Origin of the sequence: Aneurinibacillus tyrosinisolvens (genome assembly GCF_001015055.1) — a bacterium.
Classification (GTDB): domain Bacteria; phylum Bacillota; class Bacilli; order Aneurinibacillales; family Aneurinibacillaceae; genus Aneurinibacillus_A; species Aneurinibacillus_A tyrosinisolvens.
On the sequence record NZ_BBWZ01000070.1, the window covers coordinates 1 to 14,206 of the forward strand.

Below are 14,206 nucleotides of genomic sequence, written 5' to 3' on the forward strand. Positions count from 1 at the left end.
GTTAATGACATTACGGAAAAATTTGTCTTTAATGTTTCAATTGAAACTGGTAAATAAGAATATATGTAAATTTAATATCAGGTCTAAATGGGCGAAAAAATATATAAAAGCAACTTTATGGAAAAAAATAAAGTCTAATTAATAAGTTGCATAACAAAGAATTATAAAAATTGGAGGCTAGCATTATGTTTAAAAGTGGGAAACGAACCAAAAAAAGTCATTCTCGGAACAGTGATTGGTGCCATTGCCTTATCGGGTTCAGCGTTTGGAGCTGTAAAAGCTTACGATAAGTATGTGAAAGTGAGATTCGCCAATATTAAGCTGGTAGTGGACGGACTAACGATTCAAACAAAGGCTGAGCCGTTCATCTACAATGGAAATGTATATGCACCAGTAGCAACGGTTGCAAACGGAATGGGAATCGCTCAGAAGTGGAATAATAGCAGACCCGCTGTTGAGTTTGAAAGGAAAAACCTAATTGATGACTCCATTCAGATACGAAATCACCGTGCTGCTGACCTTGGCTTACAGAATCATATGGGAGAAACCGCTACGGGAGAAAATATCTTCCTTGATACATTCCTTGCAACAACGAGTGAAATGGGTGGAGGAGTTGAAGGTCTCGAACGAATAATTACAGGACAACGAATCGTTAATACATCAAATGGAACTGACGCTCCACTGCCACTTACCACTCCAAATGGAGAAAAGCTAAGTGAAAGAACCCTGATAAAGGATTCTATATCTAATGGCATGAGATGGAATGAAGGTAAATTCGCTTTTCTTGAGACATCCAGTAAAAATGAAAGATTTATCACGTACTATAAATATGAGAACAGTAAGCTAACAAAATTAGATTCAGTTCAGATTGAAACTGGTGGAATCCATGGTGATTTGATTCTTTATACTAAGGACGGTCAGGCATATACTCGTAGCCTCTCTTTCTATGGAGATAAGATTAAACTAGGAGATTCAGTGCCAGTAGTTACAACGAAACAATAATCGAAGAGTCGGGTGGTCACACTCGGCTCTTTTTCTTTTGTTATTTCACTAACGGGCAGTAATGTTGGGCAAAACTTTACACGGAATACCTATTATTTGGTAAACTTTGTATGAAATGATTTGCCAAGGAGGGTTGTTATAAAAATGATTGGTCCAGACATAAAGAGTGTTTTTCCAATGGAAAACATCAGAAGCCTATGTTTTTTAAAAAATGTAGTGGTTAATTCAAATATTGAAATTGGGGATTATACCTATTACGATGACCCTAATAACCCTTTAGGTTTTGAGAAAAACGTGCTTTATCATTTTGACTTTATAGGAGATAAACTAAAAATCGGAAAGTTTTGTGCTATCGCATCCAATGCCAAATTCATTATGAATGGTGCGAATCATAATACAAATTCTTTTACAACTTTTCCTTTTGGGGCATTTGGTGGAGATTGGGAAGCTGGTTTAGAGAATTTAAGTGGTGGATTCAAAGGTGATACAGTTATAGGAAATGATGTTTGGATAGGCTATAATGCTACAATTATGCCTGGGGTTAATATAGGCAATGGTGCTATAATCGCAACAAATGCTGTTGTGACTAAAGATGTTCCGTCTTATTCCATTGTAGGAGGGAACCCTGCTAAATTAATGCGTTATAGATTTGACGAGGAAACGATTGATATTCTCAATACTATGAAGTGGTGGGAATGGGATATTGAAAAAATAACTGAATCAATTCCCGTTTTGACAAGCAATAATACGAATGCTTTAAGGGAACTAATAAAAACATAATTAAAAAATGTTATTTAACTAACGGGAATCAATAGTTGAATAAAACGCAGATTTTAACTGCCTACGTCCCATGAGGTTGATTATGTAAAAAAGCCATCCGTAAATTTATGGATGACTTTTTTACATTAAGAGGAGTTATCAAGGTAAGTATCTATGGTAAGTATCAGTGTGGGTATCACCGATATCTCTTTGAATGAGTTTACTTTAAAAATATGATCATTTTTTTATCTTCCCATTAAATATTATAGGTTTTCTTGAACGCAGGACATAAAACAGCAAGGTCCATCGAATCCTTTGTAGCCGCCAAGTAGAATTGAACACTTTCCGCTAAATAAGATTGAACACATTTCTGGAAATTAGTCACTGCCTTCTAGCGCTTGACATGAAGCCTCTGCGCACATGATTCCTACAGAAAACCAACCATACCAAGGGATGGCCGTTCTAAAAGAGGCTATCATGTACGCCACTCCATGTAAAGCGCACGTTCTCAACTGGTAAAAAAGTGTTCACCTTTATCTAGCATATTTTGTTCAATCTTATTTAGCGGTCACAAACAGGAGGTATTTTGGATTTACGCTTCAATTTATATTTGAAAAAGAGAAAAAGCTTGGGACTCCAAGCTTTTAGATTAACGCTTAATCGCTACAATTCTTATTCGTTTATAATCTGCATATATAGAACCATCTTGAAATAAATCTTGTTTAACTTTTTCGGTTAATTTTTGATAAATATGTATCTTTTCCAGTTCAGTAAACCCTCTAAAGAAGTCATCACAAAGATTAGTCAACCAATGATTAAGCCCCTGTTCACCATCTTGTAATTGAGTGGGACGGTCAAAATGTTGAGCATAACTTACCCGAAACCCCTGTTGTTCAAGTACATTGCTGTATTCACCGATACTTGGAAAATACCAAGGATTTCTTTCGCCGGCATCAACACCGTAGTCTTCCATAAGTATCTCAGTAATTGCGTTTATTATGGTCTCCACATTTCCTTTACCACCAAATTCAGCAACAAATCGTCCATTTTTGTTGAGAACATTCCACACGCCTTCCACAACTTGTGAAGCATCCTTCATCCAATGTAAAGCCGCATTTGAAAAAACAGCATCAAACTTATCTTCCATGCTAAATTTTTGAGCATCGCCTACAAAAAACTTGATTTCAGGATATTTATCCTTTGCTCTTTCAATCATAGGTGCAGACATGTCCATTCCAACAACCGTTGCCCCTCTTTTAGTAATTTCATTGGATAAATCACCTGTTCCACATCCTAAGTCAAGAACTCTTTCATTTTTTTGTGGATGGAGTAAATCGATTACACCTTTCCCAAATTCAGAAACAAAGCCAAGTTTATTATCATATAAATTAGGTTTCCAGGTGTTAATTGAATTCATCGTTTTCATCCCCCTTGTTATGTTAGAATTATTTTCACACAAGGAAACATATAAGTGAAATATATAAAATTTATATAGTTTATAGTTTTTTCCTATAAATATTTTTTCATTCTTAATAATCTTATTGTGCGATGGGAATCGTTAGTATAATACGGCTGTTTCAGCAGTCATTTTTCGGTAACGGTTAATTTATTCCTACATATAAAAAGAAGCTGCACTCTTAACAGGGCGGCTTCTTTTATACCTTGTATACTCAGTTAACTACACCTCACTTTAGCTAAAGGAACGGGTGACTTTGGTTTTGGGACGGGTGATTTTGCCAAGGGAACAGGTGATTTTACTAAGGGTGTCGGACTACATGGTTTGGAAGTTCTGTGCCCTTCCTCTTGTGCTGGTTGTGAAGCTTGTTCTTGTTGAGGAGTGCTTTGTGCTGTTGCTGTTGGTGTAGAACTTTGACCACATCCGAGAAGGGAAGATAACAAGATAGCGGAACAAATATACGGAACTAGCTGCTTTTTTTTCATCTAACCGCTTCTCCTTTTTCCTGTTTTTATATAATTATATAATATCATATATTTCTATATTTTTTGCAATATTTAAACAAATCCTTTCAATTATGTAAAATTAGTGGATGGCAAGTAATAAAATTATGAGACTTTACTAATGGGCAACGTTATTTATTTGTTTAACTAACGGTAATCGTTAGCAAAGTAGGGGTGTTTCGACATCCGTCTTTATTTTTTGTGCTAACCAGCAGGGGAGTGAAGTAAAGGATAATCAGGCTATTTGAAACTTCTCTACGACTTAAATAGCCCTCATTTAATGAGGGCTGCTGTGGTTTTAAATTCGACTTTTTTGCTTGATACATATTATCTTTAAATTCGTAAGTAATGACAATAGCCCCTATATGCGTTGAGATAGACATATTCGCGTCAATACAAGAAATTAGTTGATTGTTAATAACCTCAAAACGGGTTCCGCCAAAACCAATACCGTAAGACATGTCAGACGGGCTTATATGAAGTTTATCTAAATCTACAATGGTTTTCTTGCCATCGATAGTGATTTCAGCCTGATGTCGTATTACTCTTGTTTTTACATTCTTTAATAAAATCGCCATGGGATTATCCACCAGCACTTCTTCTTTAAAATCAACTATTACACTTTGCGGTATCTCTCTAATTCTTTCAGCAACCGATTGATATTGAGGCGGATGTACATATTATCATCGTACAGCTTGCTCAGCATCACGCCACCCTCAATAACGGAGGTGATATAGATCGCCAATTCTTGGACATTCATATCCTCAACAAACTCTCCTTGCTCCGTACCTTGCTTGAGAAGAGTACGCAGCAGTTCCAAAAAGCGTCCCATCGCCTGCTGCGCCTTTTCCTTTAAGGCGGGATGGGCGTCATCGCTCTCGATGGCTGTGTTTAAAAGGGGACATCCGCCTTGTAACGGCGGATGATCATATGCATTTTGATAAACGGAAATGACGGCAGTGAGCTTTTCAAATGCTGTCGTTTTCCCTTCCATCGCTTGTAGAAAACTTTTCTTCAAAACTTCTGTTGCGTGCTCAAACGCTTCTACAGCAAGCTGGTCCTTATTTTCAAAATGATTATAAATGCCGCCTTTCTGCATTCCGGTTACACGGGCTACATCAGAGATGGACGAACCAAAGTACCCTTTCTGATTAAATAAAACCGCTGCTTCTCGGATGATAAACTCCCTTGTCATTTCACCTTTTCCCATGTTGTCCTCCCTTAAAAAACCAAACGTTCGTTATATTTAAGTATAAATGAATTGGCAGTTTAACCGCAAGTCAAAAAATATTTAAATCTACCCTCTAGACTTACCGTGAAAAATATGGTAATTTTAAAATAACGAACGGTCGTTTTTTTATTCGGTCATTAAAGCCGTTTGTGAAACTTAAAAGTAAAAGAGGTGGAAAGGACTATGAATAAACAATGGTCGGTAGGAATGCTCGTATTTGATCAGGTTGACGCTTTTGACTTCGTCGGACCGTCTGAAATTCTTTCAATCGCCCGATACACCGAAGAAGATGTTCAGAATATGATTCTTGGCAAGGAAGGTGATAAACAAAAGCCGTTTGTGGTTCAAACCGTATCGGAAACAGGAGAAGCAGTAACGGCCAGCAATGGCCTGCGCATTTTGGCTGACTACAGTATTGAGAACGCCCCGCATTTCGACATTCTACTGATTCCTGGTGGGTTTTTCCCGGTTATCCGTAAGCTGATAGCAAATCAAAAGCTGATTCAGTGGATTTCCGACCAAGTGAAAAGCGTAGAGCTGATGACATCCGTTTGCAGCGGCGCCGTTGCTTTGGCCCAAGCTGGGCTATTAAACGGGAAAAAAGCAACCACCAACCGGAAAGCGCTGGATTTTCTCCAGCAATATTTTCCCGAAGTCATGGTGATTCGGGACCAGAAGTTTGTGGACGAGGGCAATATTATTACCTCGCAAGGACCTGACGCCGGGTTGCATTTCGCTTTTCATCTTATCAAAAGATTAATGGGCGCAGAAGCGGCTCAGATGGCAGCAGATACGTTGGAGTACGATGGATATCAAAAATATATTCGAAATGGAGAGGGTACTATTGGCTAAACAACAGATTCTTACTGATTTTCCGTTGGAAAAGTTTTTTGGTTATTGCCCAGCAATTCGTATTGGTAACCGAATTGATATTGCTGGTACTGCTGCTATAAAGAATGGTGAAGTAGTGGGCGTTGATAATCCATACGAACAAACAAAATTCATCATTGAAACGATCAAGGACATACTGCATGAGTTGGGCGCTGATCTATCGCGAGTTGTGAGAACAAGAATTTTTGTTACAGATATTTCTACATGGCAAGAAGTAGCGAGAGCACATGGTGAATTTTTCAAAGATATTCAACCTGCCTCCACATTGGTAGAAGTTAAAGCACTTATGAACCCACGATTGTTAGTAGAGATAGAAGCAGAAGCTATTATAAGTGGTGAATAATGCTTTTCAGTATGCTAAAACGGACCGACGTAAGATAAAAATCCGATAACAGTAACGGAGATGACGACTATGAAAGCGATTGTATTTGACCCACAAACGGTCAATCCAATTCTGGGAGAATGGCCTGTTGAGCAACCGGGGCCAGATGAAGTGCAGGTTCGTTTACGGGTCTGATGGGGCGGGAGTGATTGAAGCAGTTGGTGAGCATGTTCAAGAGTGGCATAAAGACGATGAGGTAATTATCAATGCACAAATTTCCTGTGGTCAATGCCAGTATTGTTTAACCGGTGATCATGCCCTTTGCGAGAAGGGCCAGATATTGGGCGGAAAATCGTTGCCGGGAACGCTTGCTGAGTTCGTTAAGGTACCGGCAAGAAACCTGACGAGAAAGCCCCAGCATCTTACTTTTCATGAAGCAGCAGCCAAAGGTGGCCGGGTCATACAGTTTGCATACACGGGTCAATCGATTCCTGCATTTGACGTAGATATGTTGATGTTTAAGCAATTGTCGTTAATTGGAACAGGTATGAATTCAGATTCTGAGTTTGTAGATGCGATAAGATTTTTTAATGAGCACAAAATCGTACCAATCGTTTCGGAAATTATACCTCTGGAACAAGTGCAGCAAGGATTTGAACGAATGAAGAACTCATCACAGTTTGGAAAGATAGTCTTATCAATAGAAGAATGAAACTAAACAAAAGGGCAGCTTGACCTATTTAGAACTGATTTGTTTGAGGAGTAGATATCGCTATGCAGCATATTATGAATGGGATTTACATGGTGGAAGGACTGCGTCTAGGCAATGTTTACGTGATTGAGGCGGCGGACGGTCTGACACTCGTCGATACGAGCGTGCCCGGTTCGCTTTCCCGTATTGAAAAGGACCTTCGGAGTGCAGGCCGCAAGCTGAGCGATATCAAGCGCATTCTCATCACACACGCCCACTGGGATCATCATGGAAGTCTGGCAGAGCTGAAAGAAGCCACCGGTGCGCGGGTGTATGCCCACCACCGCTGTGAAAGCGCGATCCTTCGCGGGAAACGGAAGCCCGTCACCCCGCCCTACTCGCAGCTTGGCGGTTTGGACCGCGTCATCGCAGCGGCATGGGTCCGGCCGCGTTTGAAGTTCAACTTGTCTGTCCAAGTCGACTGCAAGCTTAAAGAAGGAGACCGTCTGGACGAGGTTCTCCCCGGCTTGACGGTTGTTGATATTCCAGGCCACAGCCCGGGCCAATGCGGGTTCTGGCAGCCGGAGCACCGCCTCTTCTTCGGCGGAGATCTCTTGATGCGTACCCCTTGGGGCCGTTTTCTCCTGCCCATGGCAGCGGCAACCCCGGATATGGAAGAAGCAAAGCGCTCGATTCGCAAAGTTGCGGAAATGAACGTCGCGACATTGTGTCAGGGGCATGGAAAACCGTGCATCGGCAATGCCGGCTCTTTGATCCGAGCCTTTGCCGATAAGCTTCGCTGAACCTTTTATTCAGCAAAAAGGGCTATTTTACTTACTTTTAGGCATAAATATCCATAGCCTATCTTGATGAAGGGGCGCATGAACATCCAGCGGTGTTACTAATCCACGGGTTTCCGGAGTCTTCCTTGCTTTGGAAAGATATTGTTCCCTCCATCGTTTCTTCCGGTTATAGGGCTATTGCTCCTGACCTGCCTGGTTTTGGAGGGAGCGATAGATTTCTAAATCATCCACACACATGGGAGAACTACATAAACTTTGTAACCTCATTTCTAGAGGGCCTGCAAGTTGGAAAAACTCACTTAGTGCTTCATGACTGGGGAGGTCTAATTGGGCTTAGATGGAGCCGTATGAATCCCGAAAAGGTTCTGAGTTTAGTTGTGACCGATACCGTATATTGTGCCGATTAATGGTTCAATGATCACAGGAGGGTGAAATGAAAAATACCAATGTTATACCTGTATCAAAGTATTTTCCTTCGTACTCATTATGATCATAATCACATTGTGCTTTCTTCCGGGATATAAAGGGGATAGTTGGTTTAACGTCTACCTCTTTCTTTATTAAACGCTAATTTCAATGGTTTAACGTTTTTCTTATTGTTTTTTGCATTTGGTAGCCATTAAGGAAAATGAATATTCCGGTTCATCGAAATTTCATTCTGGATGCATTGTTAAATCCGGACGATGAGGATGTCCCCATCAGCGGACTGCTGCAATTCATACGCGATTGGGAAGCTGTCGAGTTACGCAATGAAGGGAACTTGGCTATGTACGCTGTGGTCGCACAGAAAGCCGATTTCGTGTTCTTGCACCTGCGCGAAACCATGGTAGAGCTGAATGCGATTGAGAAAGTTCAGAATGCAGTGAACGTTATGAGCTCGTATGCTTTATTGAGAAATGTAGAGACGATAACAGGAATTGATCATGGTTTGTTTGTTTATCTCGAACCTTCGAATCTTCTTCCATGAGAAAAATAATACGGAAGCGATCGAGCGGATTCTTCAGGTGGATGAACTGGCGGGGCCTGGCGCGACCGGTTAACGAAATACATAGGATAAATATAAATACTTTTTGATTTTTTGTTTGAGAAATTACCGAAAATATGCTGTTTTAATGTCTCGTTTTTCCGGTTTGCCTAATGGAGGTTAGTTAGAGAGATATAATGAAAATAGAGCTTTACTGAATTAGGTAGGAACTTTGATTTGAAATTATCGGAATAATATTGAGCGTACTAAACTAATAGAGGTGGGAATAATCACATGGGTATGGCAGATAGGATATATAAGGATTTAGTGAATGATGTGTTAGAAAATGGAGATTGGGATAAAGACCAGAAAGTAAGAACGATCTGGGCAGATGGCACCCCTGCTTATACAAAAAGTGTAATTTGTAAGCAAATTAAATTTGATAATTCCGAAGTGCCTATTTTGACGACTAAGAGAGTAGCCTGGAAATCTTCTACTCATGAGCTGCTCTGGTTTTACATAAAAAGAACAAGTGACGCTGCATATCTTGATGAAAACAATGTGAAGATATGGAAAGAGTGGACAAACAAGAATAATAACATCGGAAAAGCGTATGGCTATCAATTAGGAAAGCCAATTATGCTTAAAGGAAAATTGACGAATCAGGTACAAAACCTAATTGATGAACTAAAGAATAATCCGGCTTCAAGAAGGCATATTATTTCTCTATGGAATATAGACGATTTAGACCAGATGGAACTATATCCTTGTGTTTGGAATAACCAATGGATGGTTAAAAAAGGCAGGTTACATCTGATTGTACAGGTTCGTTCTAACGATTTAGCCTTAGGGAACCCATTCAACATATTTCAGTATTATGTACTGCAACGAATGGTAGCGCAAGTTACAGGGTATGAGTTAGGGACATTAACGTTCAATATTAATGATCTTCACATATATGAGAGACATATTGAACCATTAAAGGAGCAGGTTGGACGCGAACCATTCCCTGCACCAGAATTATGGATAAATCCTAACGTCAAAAACTTTGATGATTTTACCATCGATGATTTTGAACTAATAGGCTATAAATATCATCCAACAATTAAGATGGAGGTTGCTATTTAATGTTTTCAATGATTGTAGCAATGGATTTAGGCAGGGGTATAGGCAAAATTTATTGAGGGAGAAGTAATGCACATCGATGTAGATTTACAAAAGGTATCGGTGCAACAAGAAGGAGAAATTTTCGACTTATCCTTTGACCGATTGGTTTTTACGGCAGGAAGCGCATTGTTTCGTCCAGATTTGACAGGATTGCATGAATATGCATTTTCAACTGATACATATAGAGAAACCGCGAAACTCGATCAACATATTCAACGGTTGCCTCAAATCACGGAACAAGAAGGGAAGTACACCGCTATTATCATTGGCGGAGGGGTTACCGGGATCGAGGTGTCCACGGAAGTGATGGAACGCCTGAAAGAAATTGCTCAAAGAGAAAATAAAGCGTCCGAGGCTCGGTTAATTGTCGAAAAAGCGTTACACGACTTATACATTGAAATACGAACCAATCAAACGGTTAGGGCAATTGACTCCAAAGGTGTCACCCTGGAAACAGGAGAACGTATTGCTTCGCTGACTACTATTTGGTCGGTCGGGGTAAAAGTGAGCCGTCTGGCAGCATGTTTCCCTGTGAAAAAGGATGCATTAGGACGATTGATTGTAGACCCGTTTTTGCAGGTGGAAGGATTACCTGGTATTTTTGCTGCCGGCGACACTGCCAGTGCTAAAACTGACGATGTGCACGTGTCAATGATGTCTTGCCAACATGCGATTCCTCAGGGGAAGTTAGCCGGACATAACGTAGTGTGTGATCTCTTGGGAATGAAGGGCATTCCCTATCGGCAGGAGGAGTATGTCACCTGTCTTGATTTAGGAGCTTGGGGTGCGTTGTATACTAAAGGCTGGGAACGAATTCCTGTCTCCTCCGGACAAGAAGCGAAAAAAATAAAACAAATGATTAATCGAATGATTTCTCCTTCCGAATATAAAAAACGGGATGATCTATTTGCTTCGTCCAGACCGGTCGAATTTAGAATGAATTAATTAGTCTGTGGAATTTACTCATTTATAATAAAAACAACAATCCTGCTTAAAATCGGAACATTATGAGGGAGTGCCATTCACCAAACGAAGAGAGGGAAGAATCGAATGCAAGTCAATCTATTGCGCTTATATAACTATTTCTACTTTTCGTTATTCGCCATTTTCCTATCCTTTCTTCCCGTTTATCTCACTGCCCGGTGAGTAAGGGAAGACTTCTTGGCTTGATTAGAAATCAGCGGATTCACCACAAGGTAGAAAATATCCTGTTCCGAAAGGAAGTGAACAGTTTTAGCGACGGGATGATATTCCCAGGGAATCGGTCGTTCTCCCCTGGCTACCGATATTTAGACCACGTAAACAAAAAAGGGTCAACCAGAAAAAATTGGCTGACCTCATAATACGACGGGAATGGTTAGTTCCGCATTTTCTTGTCACTACCCCCATAAGACGTCATGAAAACCATATCTCTTCAAAGAAACCGTGAAGGGTAAATCATTCTCATTAGTATATCTTTTAGTGTATTCTTTTTCTTCAGGATTTCAAATGGTCGCATCATCTCGTGATCTTCATGTTCGAGCATGTGACAATGCCATACAAAACGTCCGGTGAGAGGACCGAAACTCGCGATAAAAGAGGTAACGTAACCGGCGGGAGCACGAATCGTATCTTTAAATCCCCTTTCGTTAGGATCAGGAGGAGCCGCATGTCCTGTAAACTTAAGTTTTCCTGTGGCTTGGAAATGAGCAACGTCAAAAGGCTGGCGCTCAAGAATTTGCATGTCAACAATATGTAGATGAATGGGGTGGTCATCCGTTGTCGTATTGATTAAGCGCCATATCTCAACAGTCCCTAGTTCTATTTTCTCGGATATACGATCAATCCACATTTTACCACCTAGTAAATTCAACGATCTTCCATATTCATCTGCTACTCTGACGAGTGTTAGATCTCTTGTTCTGCTTGCCATCTTTCTTGAAAGAAAATCGATCTTCCCTAAATAATCTGGAAGGGAACTGGTATCTTTGCTTTTTAACGGAACGGTAACTTTGAACTGCATCACATTTGTTGTTTCGGGGGAGGCATCCTTGAAAACATTTTTAAGAACGATCGACTGACCAAAGGATCCAGAAAAATCGACGATTACATCCGCCCGCTCGGTAGTCAAAAGGAGGATCTCATTCATTTTGACTGGTTTCTCCAATAATCCGCGATCGGTCCCAATTTGATAAAATGGCTGTCCGGAGTCCAGTTTGAATGTAATGGCTCGACTATTGGAGGCATTTAAAATGCGGAACCGGTATTTTCTCGGTTCCACTTCCACATAGGGCCATACTTTCCCGTTTACCAAAATCGTGTCTGCGTCAAAAGGTGTGACAATCGAAGGATAAGGAAGGCGAGGGCTCTTTTCATCCGGCTGACTAGGGTAATAGAGCGATCCGTCCGGGTTAAACGAGCGATCCTGAATTAAAAGAGGGATTTCATATATTCCCGTTGGTAGATTCAAGGATTGTTCATGCTTGTCGCGGATGATAAAAAAACCAGCAAGTCCCGCATACATGTTCAATCTCGTAATGCCCATTGTGTGATCATGATACCACAAAGTAGTGGCCTCAAGGTTCGGGTACTCATATACTTCTCTTTCAAACAAAGGTCCTGTTTGTTCAAAATTTCTCGTAAACCAGGCTTCAGGGTACCCATCACTATGGGCTGGCTGTTTTCCGCCATGTAGATGAACCACAGTCCTAACCTCCGGAAGCGTTTTTTCTGCACCATGAATGGTCGTATCGATGGGGAGAAAGTGCTTTGGGGGCAAATCATTCATCCATTTGACAAATGTCGTTTCACCCTTCATCACGTCGAAAGTCGGACCCGGGTACATTCCGTTGTAGCCCCATAAGCGGGTAGGCCCGAGGTCACGATGTAGTTTTTGGGTAAATTCCCTCATGGTCACTTCATAATATGAACCTTCCTTGTCTCGCTTGATCGGGGAAATGGTTTTGGGAATCGGTAGTTTATCAACGAATTTTTGCAATTTTACTTTTGCCGGCATATGAGTGGGGACCTCCTCACAATTAATACTTTAAGAAAATGTATGAATGACAGATGTCCGATTATGTTTATTTGTGGGTTTTCCCTAACCGGCCGTGCAGTAGCGATTGGCTTTGCTAAAGAGGGTGCCGATGTAGTTATCGTATATCTATACGAACATCAGGATGCCCAAGCTACAAAGCAAATGGTAGAGCGATATGGAAAGTAAAGCAGAAGCCTATAAGTGGATACAAAAGGGTGGATGGCAAAGAGGGAGTCAGAGGGGATCATAGTACTTAGGAAGGCAAGGACTCCTGCTTTGTTCACAGGTTGGAAAAAGGTAAGAGTAAGTGAATGCAAGTAATCTTGCTAACTACACCAATACTCGGACGTTTACAAACTGGGTACATGCCTTATCTCCGTTATGTCTTTTTCAACATACAATAGGGAAGGGATGTGTGAGTACAAAAATAAGGAGGTGTTTTGTCATCAAGAAGAAGAACAGTCCAAACCGGAGAATGGAACGAGGGGCCATCAGCCAGCGAATATCAGCCAGAAAAACGACATTAAATAAAAAAGAAAAACACACCATTGGGACCCATGAGGATAGAGGAAACCTGGAAAATAGGCTGCGAAAAATAGAAGAATACGCGATGGAGACTAAGGAGCATAGGGAAAACCTTGAGAATACGCTTCGTAAAATAGAAAAGCACGTGATGGAGACCAAGGAACATAGGGGAAAACTTGAAAATATCCTGGTAGAACTGGGAGAAGTGAAACATCATCTAGTCCAAAGAAACAGTGAACAGCCCAGGCGTCAGCGTGCTCCCCGTTTTGCCAGGAAACGGCGCGGGAAGGGCGAAGCGGACATTCAAACTACACCGGCAGAAGAACTGAAAAACAGAACGGGAACGGGGAGCAAAGGGGGCTTCCTCCAGGGGTTTCTTGGCAATGTAGATTTTGCCCAGATTACCAATCTTTTGCAAAACCCGATGGTGCAATCGATGCTGAAATCGATGCTGAGCAAAACCGGATAAAAACCAAAAAGCAACGCTCCGTTAAAAGGGAAAGTGCCTGTTTAGGTTCGGGGACCGTTCATTCGGGCGCGAACCTGTGACGATCCTCTTCGCACTCGGATGATGTAAAAGACCGCTTTTGTCCAGACAAAAGCGGTCTATAAGTGTTCAGAATGATAACCTAAGCTTCTCATGGTTTCTGCTATGCGTTGATGGCCCTTATTGTTTGGATGGATGCCATCCATAAATAAGAGTGTATTCTCGTGATGTAAAAAGGCGGCATATACAGGGGGCAATCTTTGTACGGGAGTCGGCTGTCTGTATGGCTTTAATCAATCCTGTGTCATTTTTAATCCCATGTAACAATTCCTGACTTGTCCACCCTAACTTTCCTACATTGGAAAAAAGGACACGTGTCTTCCCATCTT

18 protein-coding genes and 1 pseudogene are annotated in these 14,206 nt (G+C 41.0%); 14 read left to right on the forward strand and 5 right to left on the reverse strand.

The window, feature by feature from the left end; genetic code table 11:
* The first annotated feature begins 195 nt into the window (after positions 1 to 195).
* Positions 196 to 1,002, forward strand: coding sequence for a stalk domain-containing protein (locus tag MBEAL2_RS26990; protein ID WP_047155310.1), 807 nt, complete (start codon positions 196 to 198; stop codon positions 1,000 to 1,002).
* Between the two features lie 144 nt (positions 1,003 to 1,146).
* Positions 1,147 to 1,782, forward strand: coding sequence for a CatB-related O-acetyltransferase (locus tag MBEAL2_RS26995; protein WP_047155311.1), 636 nt, complete (start codon positions 1,147 to 1,149; stop codon positions 1,780 to 1,782).
* Between the two features lie 628 nt (positions 1,783 to 2,410).
* Here the strand turns inward: MBEAL2_RS26995 and MBEAL2_RS27000 are convergent.
* The gene (locus MBEAL2_RS27000; RefSeq protein WP_173427748.1) at positions 2,411 to 3,178 is read right to left on the reverse strand and encodes a class I SAM-dependent methyltransferase; all 768 of its coding nucleotides are present in this window, start codon (positions 3,176 to 3,178) and stop codon (positions 2,411 to 2,413) included.
* A gap of 301 nt (positions 3,179 to 3,479) precedes the next feature.
* Between MBEAL2_RS27000 and MBEAL2_RS32125 the strand changes: the two genes are divergently transcribed.
* Positions 3,480 to 3,626, forward strand: coding sequence for a hypothetical protein (locus MBEAL2_RS32125; RefSeq protein WP_161798312.1), 147 nt, complete (start codon positions 3,480 to 3,482; stop codon positions 3,624 to 3,626).
* 237 nt (positions 3,627 to 3,863) lie between these two features.
* Here MBEAL2_RS32125 and MBEAL2_RS29835 read toward each other — a convergent pair whose 3' ends face one another.
* Positions 3,864 to 4,298 carry a hypothetical protein gene (locus MBEAL2_RS29835; RefSeq protein WP_052948053.1) on the reverse strand — a complete coding sequence of 145 codons (435 nt, stop codon included), beginning with the start codon at positions 4,296 to 4,298 and terminating at the stop codon, positions 3,864 to 3,866.
* Positions 4,299 to 4,336: 38 nt separating this feature from the next.
* Positions 4,337 to 4,930 (reverse strand): TetR/AcrR family transcriptional regulator, encoded by a 594-nt coding sequence (locus MBEAL2_RS27010; RefSeq protein ID WP_047155312.1) that lies wholly within the window; start codon positions 4,928 to 4,930, stop codon positions 4,337 to 4,339.
* A gap of 204 nt (positions 4,931 to 5,134) precedes the next feature.
* Between MBEAL2_RS27010 and MBEAL2_RS27015 the strand changes: the two genes are divergently transcribed.
* The 9 genes from MBEAL2_RS27015 to MBEAL2_RS27050 all read left to right on the forward strand — a co-directional run bounded on the left by MBEAL2_RS27015 (position 5,135) and on the right by MBEAL2_RS27050 (position 10,734).
* Positions 5,135 to 5,803 carry a DJ-1/PfpI family protein gene (locus MBEAL2_RS27015; protein ID WP_047155313.1) on the forward strand — a complete coding sequence of 223 codons (669 nt, stop codon included), beginning with the start codon at positions 5,135 to 5,137 and terminating at the stop codon, positions 5,801 to 5,803.
* Positions 5,796 to 6,185: a RidA family protein gene (locus tag MBEAL2_RS27020; protein ID WP_082130224.1), complete on the forward strand. Its 390-nt coding sequence runs from the start codon at positions 5,796 to 5,798 to the stop codon at positions 6,183 to 6,185. The genes MBEAL2_RS27015 and MBEAL2_RS27020 overlap by 8 nt, the downstream gene beginning before the upstream one ends.
* A 127-nt stretch (positions 6,186 to 6,312) precedes the next feature.
* On the forward strand, positions 6,313 to 6,876 hold the full coding sequence (locus MBEAL2_RS27025; protein ID WP_047155314.1) for an alcohol dehydrogenase catalytic domain-containing protein: 564 nt from the start codon (positions 6,313 to 6,315) through the stop codon (positions 6,874 to 6,876).
* A 62-nt stretch (positions 6,877 to 6,938) separates the two neighbouring features.
* Positions 6,939 to 7,658 carry an MBL fold metallo-hydrolase gene (locus tag MBEAL2_RS27030; RefSeq protein ID WP_047155315.1) on the forward strand — a complete coding sequence of 240 codons (720 nt, stop codon included), beginning with the start codon at positions 6,939 to 6,941 and terminating at the stop codon, positions 7,656 to 7,658.
* 92 nt (positions 7,659 to 7,750) lie between these two features.
* Positions 7,751 to 8,065 (forward strand): alpha/beta fold hydrolase, encoded by a 315-nt coding sequence (locus MBEAL2_RS34230; RefSeq protein ID WP_369405543.1) that lies wholly within the window; start codon positions 7,751 to 7,753, stop codon positions 8,063 to 8,065.
* A 221-nt stretch (positions 8,066 to 8,286) separates the two neighbouring features.
* Complete coding sequence (locus MBEAL2_RS32560; protein WP_047155316.1) at positions 8,287 to 8,625, forward strand: hypothetical protein; 339 nt, start codon at positions 8,287 to 8,289, stop codon at positions 8,623 to 8,625.
* Positions 8,582 to 8,698 carry a 3-alpha domain-containing protein gene (locus tag MBEAL2_RS34235; protein ID WP_152667947.1) on the forward strand — a complete coding sequence of 39 codons (117 nt, stop codon included), beginning with the start codon at positions 8,582 to 8,584 and terminating at the stop codon, positions 8,696 to 8,698. The genes MBEAL2_RS32560 and MBEAL2_RS34235 overlap by 44 nt, the downstream gene beginning before the upstream one ends.
* Before the next feature lie 218 nt (positions 8,699 to 8,916).
* Positions 8,917 to 9,750, forward strand: a complete 834-nt coding sequence (gene thyA / locus MBEAL2_RS27045) for a thymidylate synthase (RefSeq protein WP_047155317.1) — start codon at positions 8,917 to 8,919, stop codon at positions 9,748 to 9,750.
* 66 nt (positions 9,751 to 9,816) lie between these two features.
* Positions 9,817 to 10,734, forward strand: a complete 918-nt coding sequence (locus MBEAL2_RS27050; protein WP_052948055.1) for an NAD(P)/FAD-dependent oxidoreductase — start codon at positions 9,817 to 9,819, stop codon at positions 10,732 to 10,734.
* Between the two features lie 469 nt (positions 10,735 to 11,203).
* Here MBEAL2_RS27050 and MBEAL2_RS27055 read toward each other — a convergent pair whose 3' ends face one another.
* Positions 11,204 to 12,784 carry a multicopper oxidase family protein gene (locus tag MBEAL2_RS27055; protein ID WP_047155318.1) on the reverse strand — a complete coding sequence of 527 codons (1,581 nt, stop codon included), beginning with the start codon at positions 12,782 to 12,784 and terminating at the stop codon, positions 11,204 to 11,206.
* Between the two features lie 75 nt (positions 12,785 to 12,859).
* Between MBEAL2_RS27055 and MBEAL2_RS30790 the strand changes: the two are divergent.
* Positions 12,860 to 12,988 (forward strand): annotated as a pseudogene (locus tag MBEAL2_RS30790) (NAD(P)-dependent oxidoreductase); the annotation flags it as partial.
* Between the two features lie 232 nt (positions 12,989 to 13,220).
* Positions 13,221 to 13,799, forward strand: a complete 579-nt coding sequence (locus MBEAL2_RS27060) for a hypothetical protein (RefSeq protein ID WP_152667948.1) — start codon at positions 13,221 to 13,223, stop codon at positions 13,797 to 13,799.
* Positions 13,800 to 13,997: 198 nt separating this feature from the next.
* On the opposite strand, the gene MBEAL2_RS33355 is transcribed toward MBEAL2_RS27060, so the two are convergent.
* On the reverse strand, positions 13,998 to 14,206 hold a 209-nt coding region (locus MBEAL2_RS33355), incomplete at its 5' end, for a hypothetical protein (RefSeq protein ID WP_236693036.1).

Bases quoted from the DNA above. Each gene is read 5' to 3' on its own strand.
- MBEAL2_RS27055 (WP_047155318.1), bottom strand. From the start codon at position 12,784: ATGCCGGCAAAAGTAAAATTGCAAAAATTCGTTGATAAACTACCGATT.
- thyA (WP_047155317.1), top strand. From the start codon at position 8,917: ATGGGTATGGCAGATAGGATATATAAGGATTTAGTGAATGATGTGTTA.
- MBEAL2_RS32560 (WP_047155316.1), top strand. From the start codon at position 8,287: ATGAATATTCCGGTTCATCGAAATTTCATTCTGGATGCATTGTTAAAT.
- MBEAL2_RS27010 (WP_047155312.1), bottom strand. From the start codon at position 4,930: ATGGGAAAAGGTGAAATGACAAGGGAGTTTATCATCCGAGAAGCAGCG.
- MBEAL2_RS34235 (WP_152667947.1), top strand. From the start codon at position 8,582: ATGGTTTGTTTGTTTATCTCGAACCTTCGAATCTTCTTCCATGAGAAA.
- MBEAL2_RS27000 (WP_173427748.1), bottom strand. From the start codon at position 3,178: ATGAATTCAATTAACACCTGGAAACCTAATTTATATGATAATAAACTT.
- MBEAL2_RS26995 (WP_047155311.1), top strand. From the start codon at position 1,147: ATGATTGGTCCAGACATAAAGAGTGTTTTTCCAATGGAAAACATCAGA.
- MBEAL2_RS27050 (WP_052948055.1), top strand. From the start codon at position 9,817: ATGCACATCGATGTAGATTTACAAAAGGTATCGGTGCAACAAGAAGGA.
- MBEAL2_RS29835 (WP_052948053.1), bottom strand. From the start codon at position 4,298: ATGGCGATTTTATTAAAGAATGTAAAAACAAGAGTAATACGACATCAG.
- MBEAL2_RS27015 (WP_047155313.1), top strand. From the start codon at position 5,135: ATGAATAAACAATGGTCGGTAGGAATGCTCGTATTTGATCAGGTTGAC.
- MBEAL2_RS27030 (WP_047155315.1), top strand. From the start codon at position 6,939: ATGCAGCATATTATGAATGGGATTTACATGGTGGAAGGACTGCGTCTA.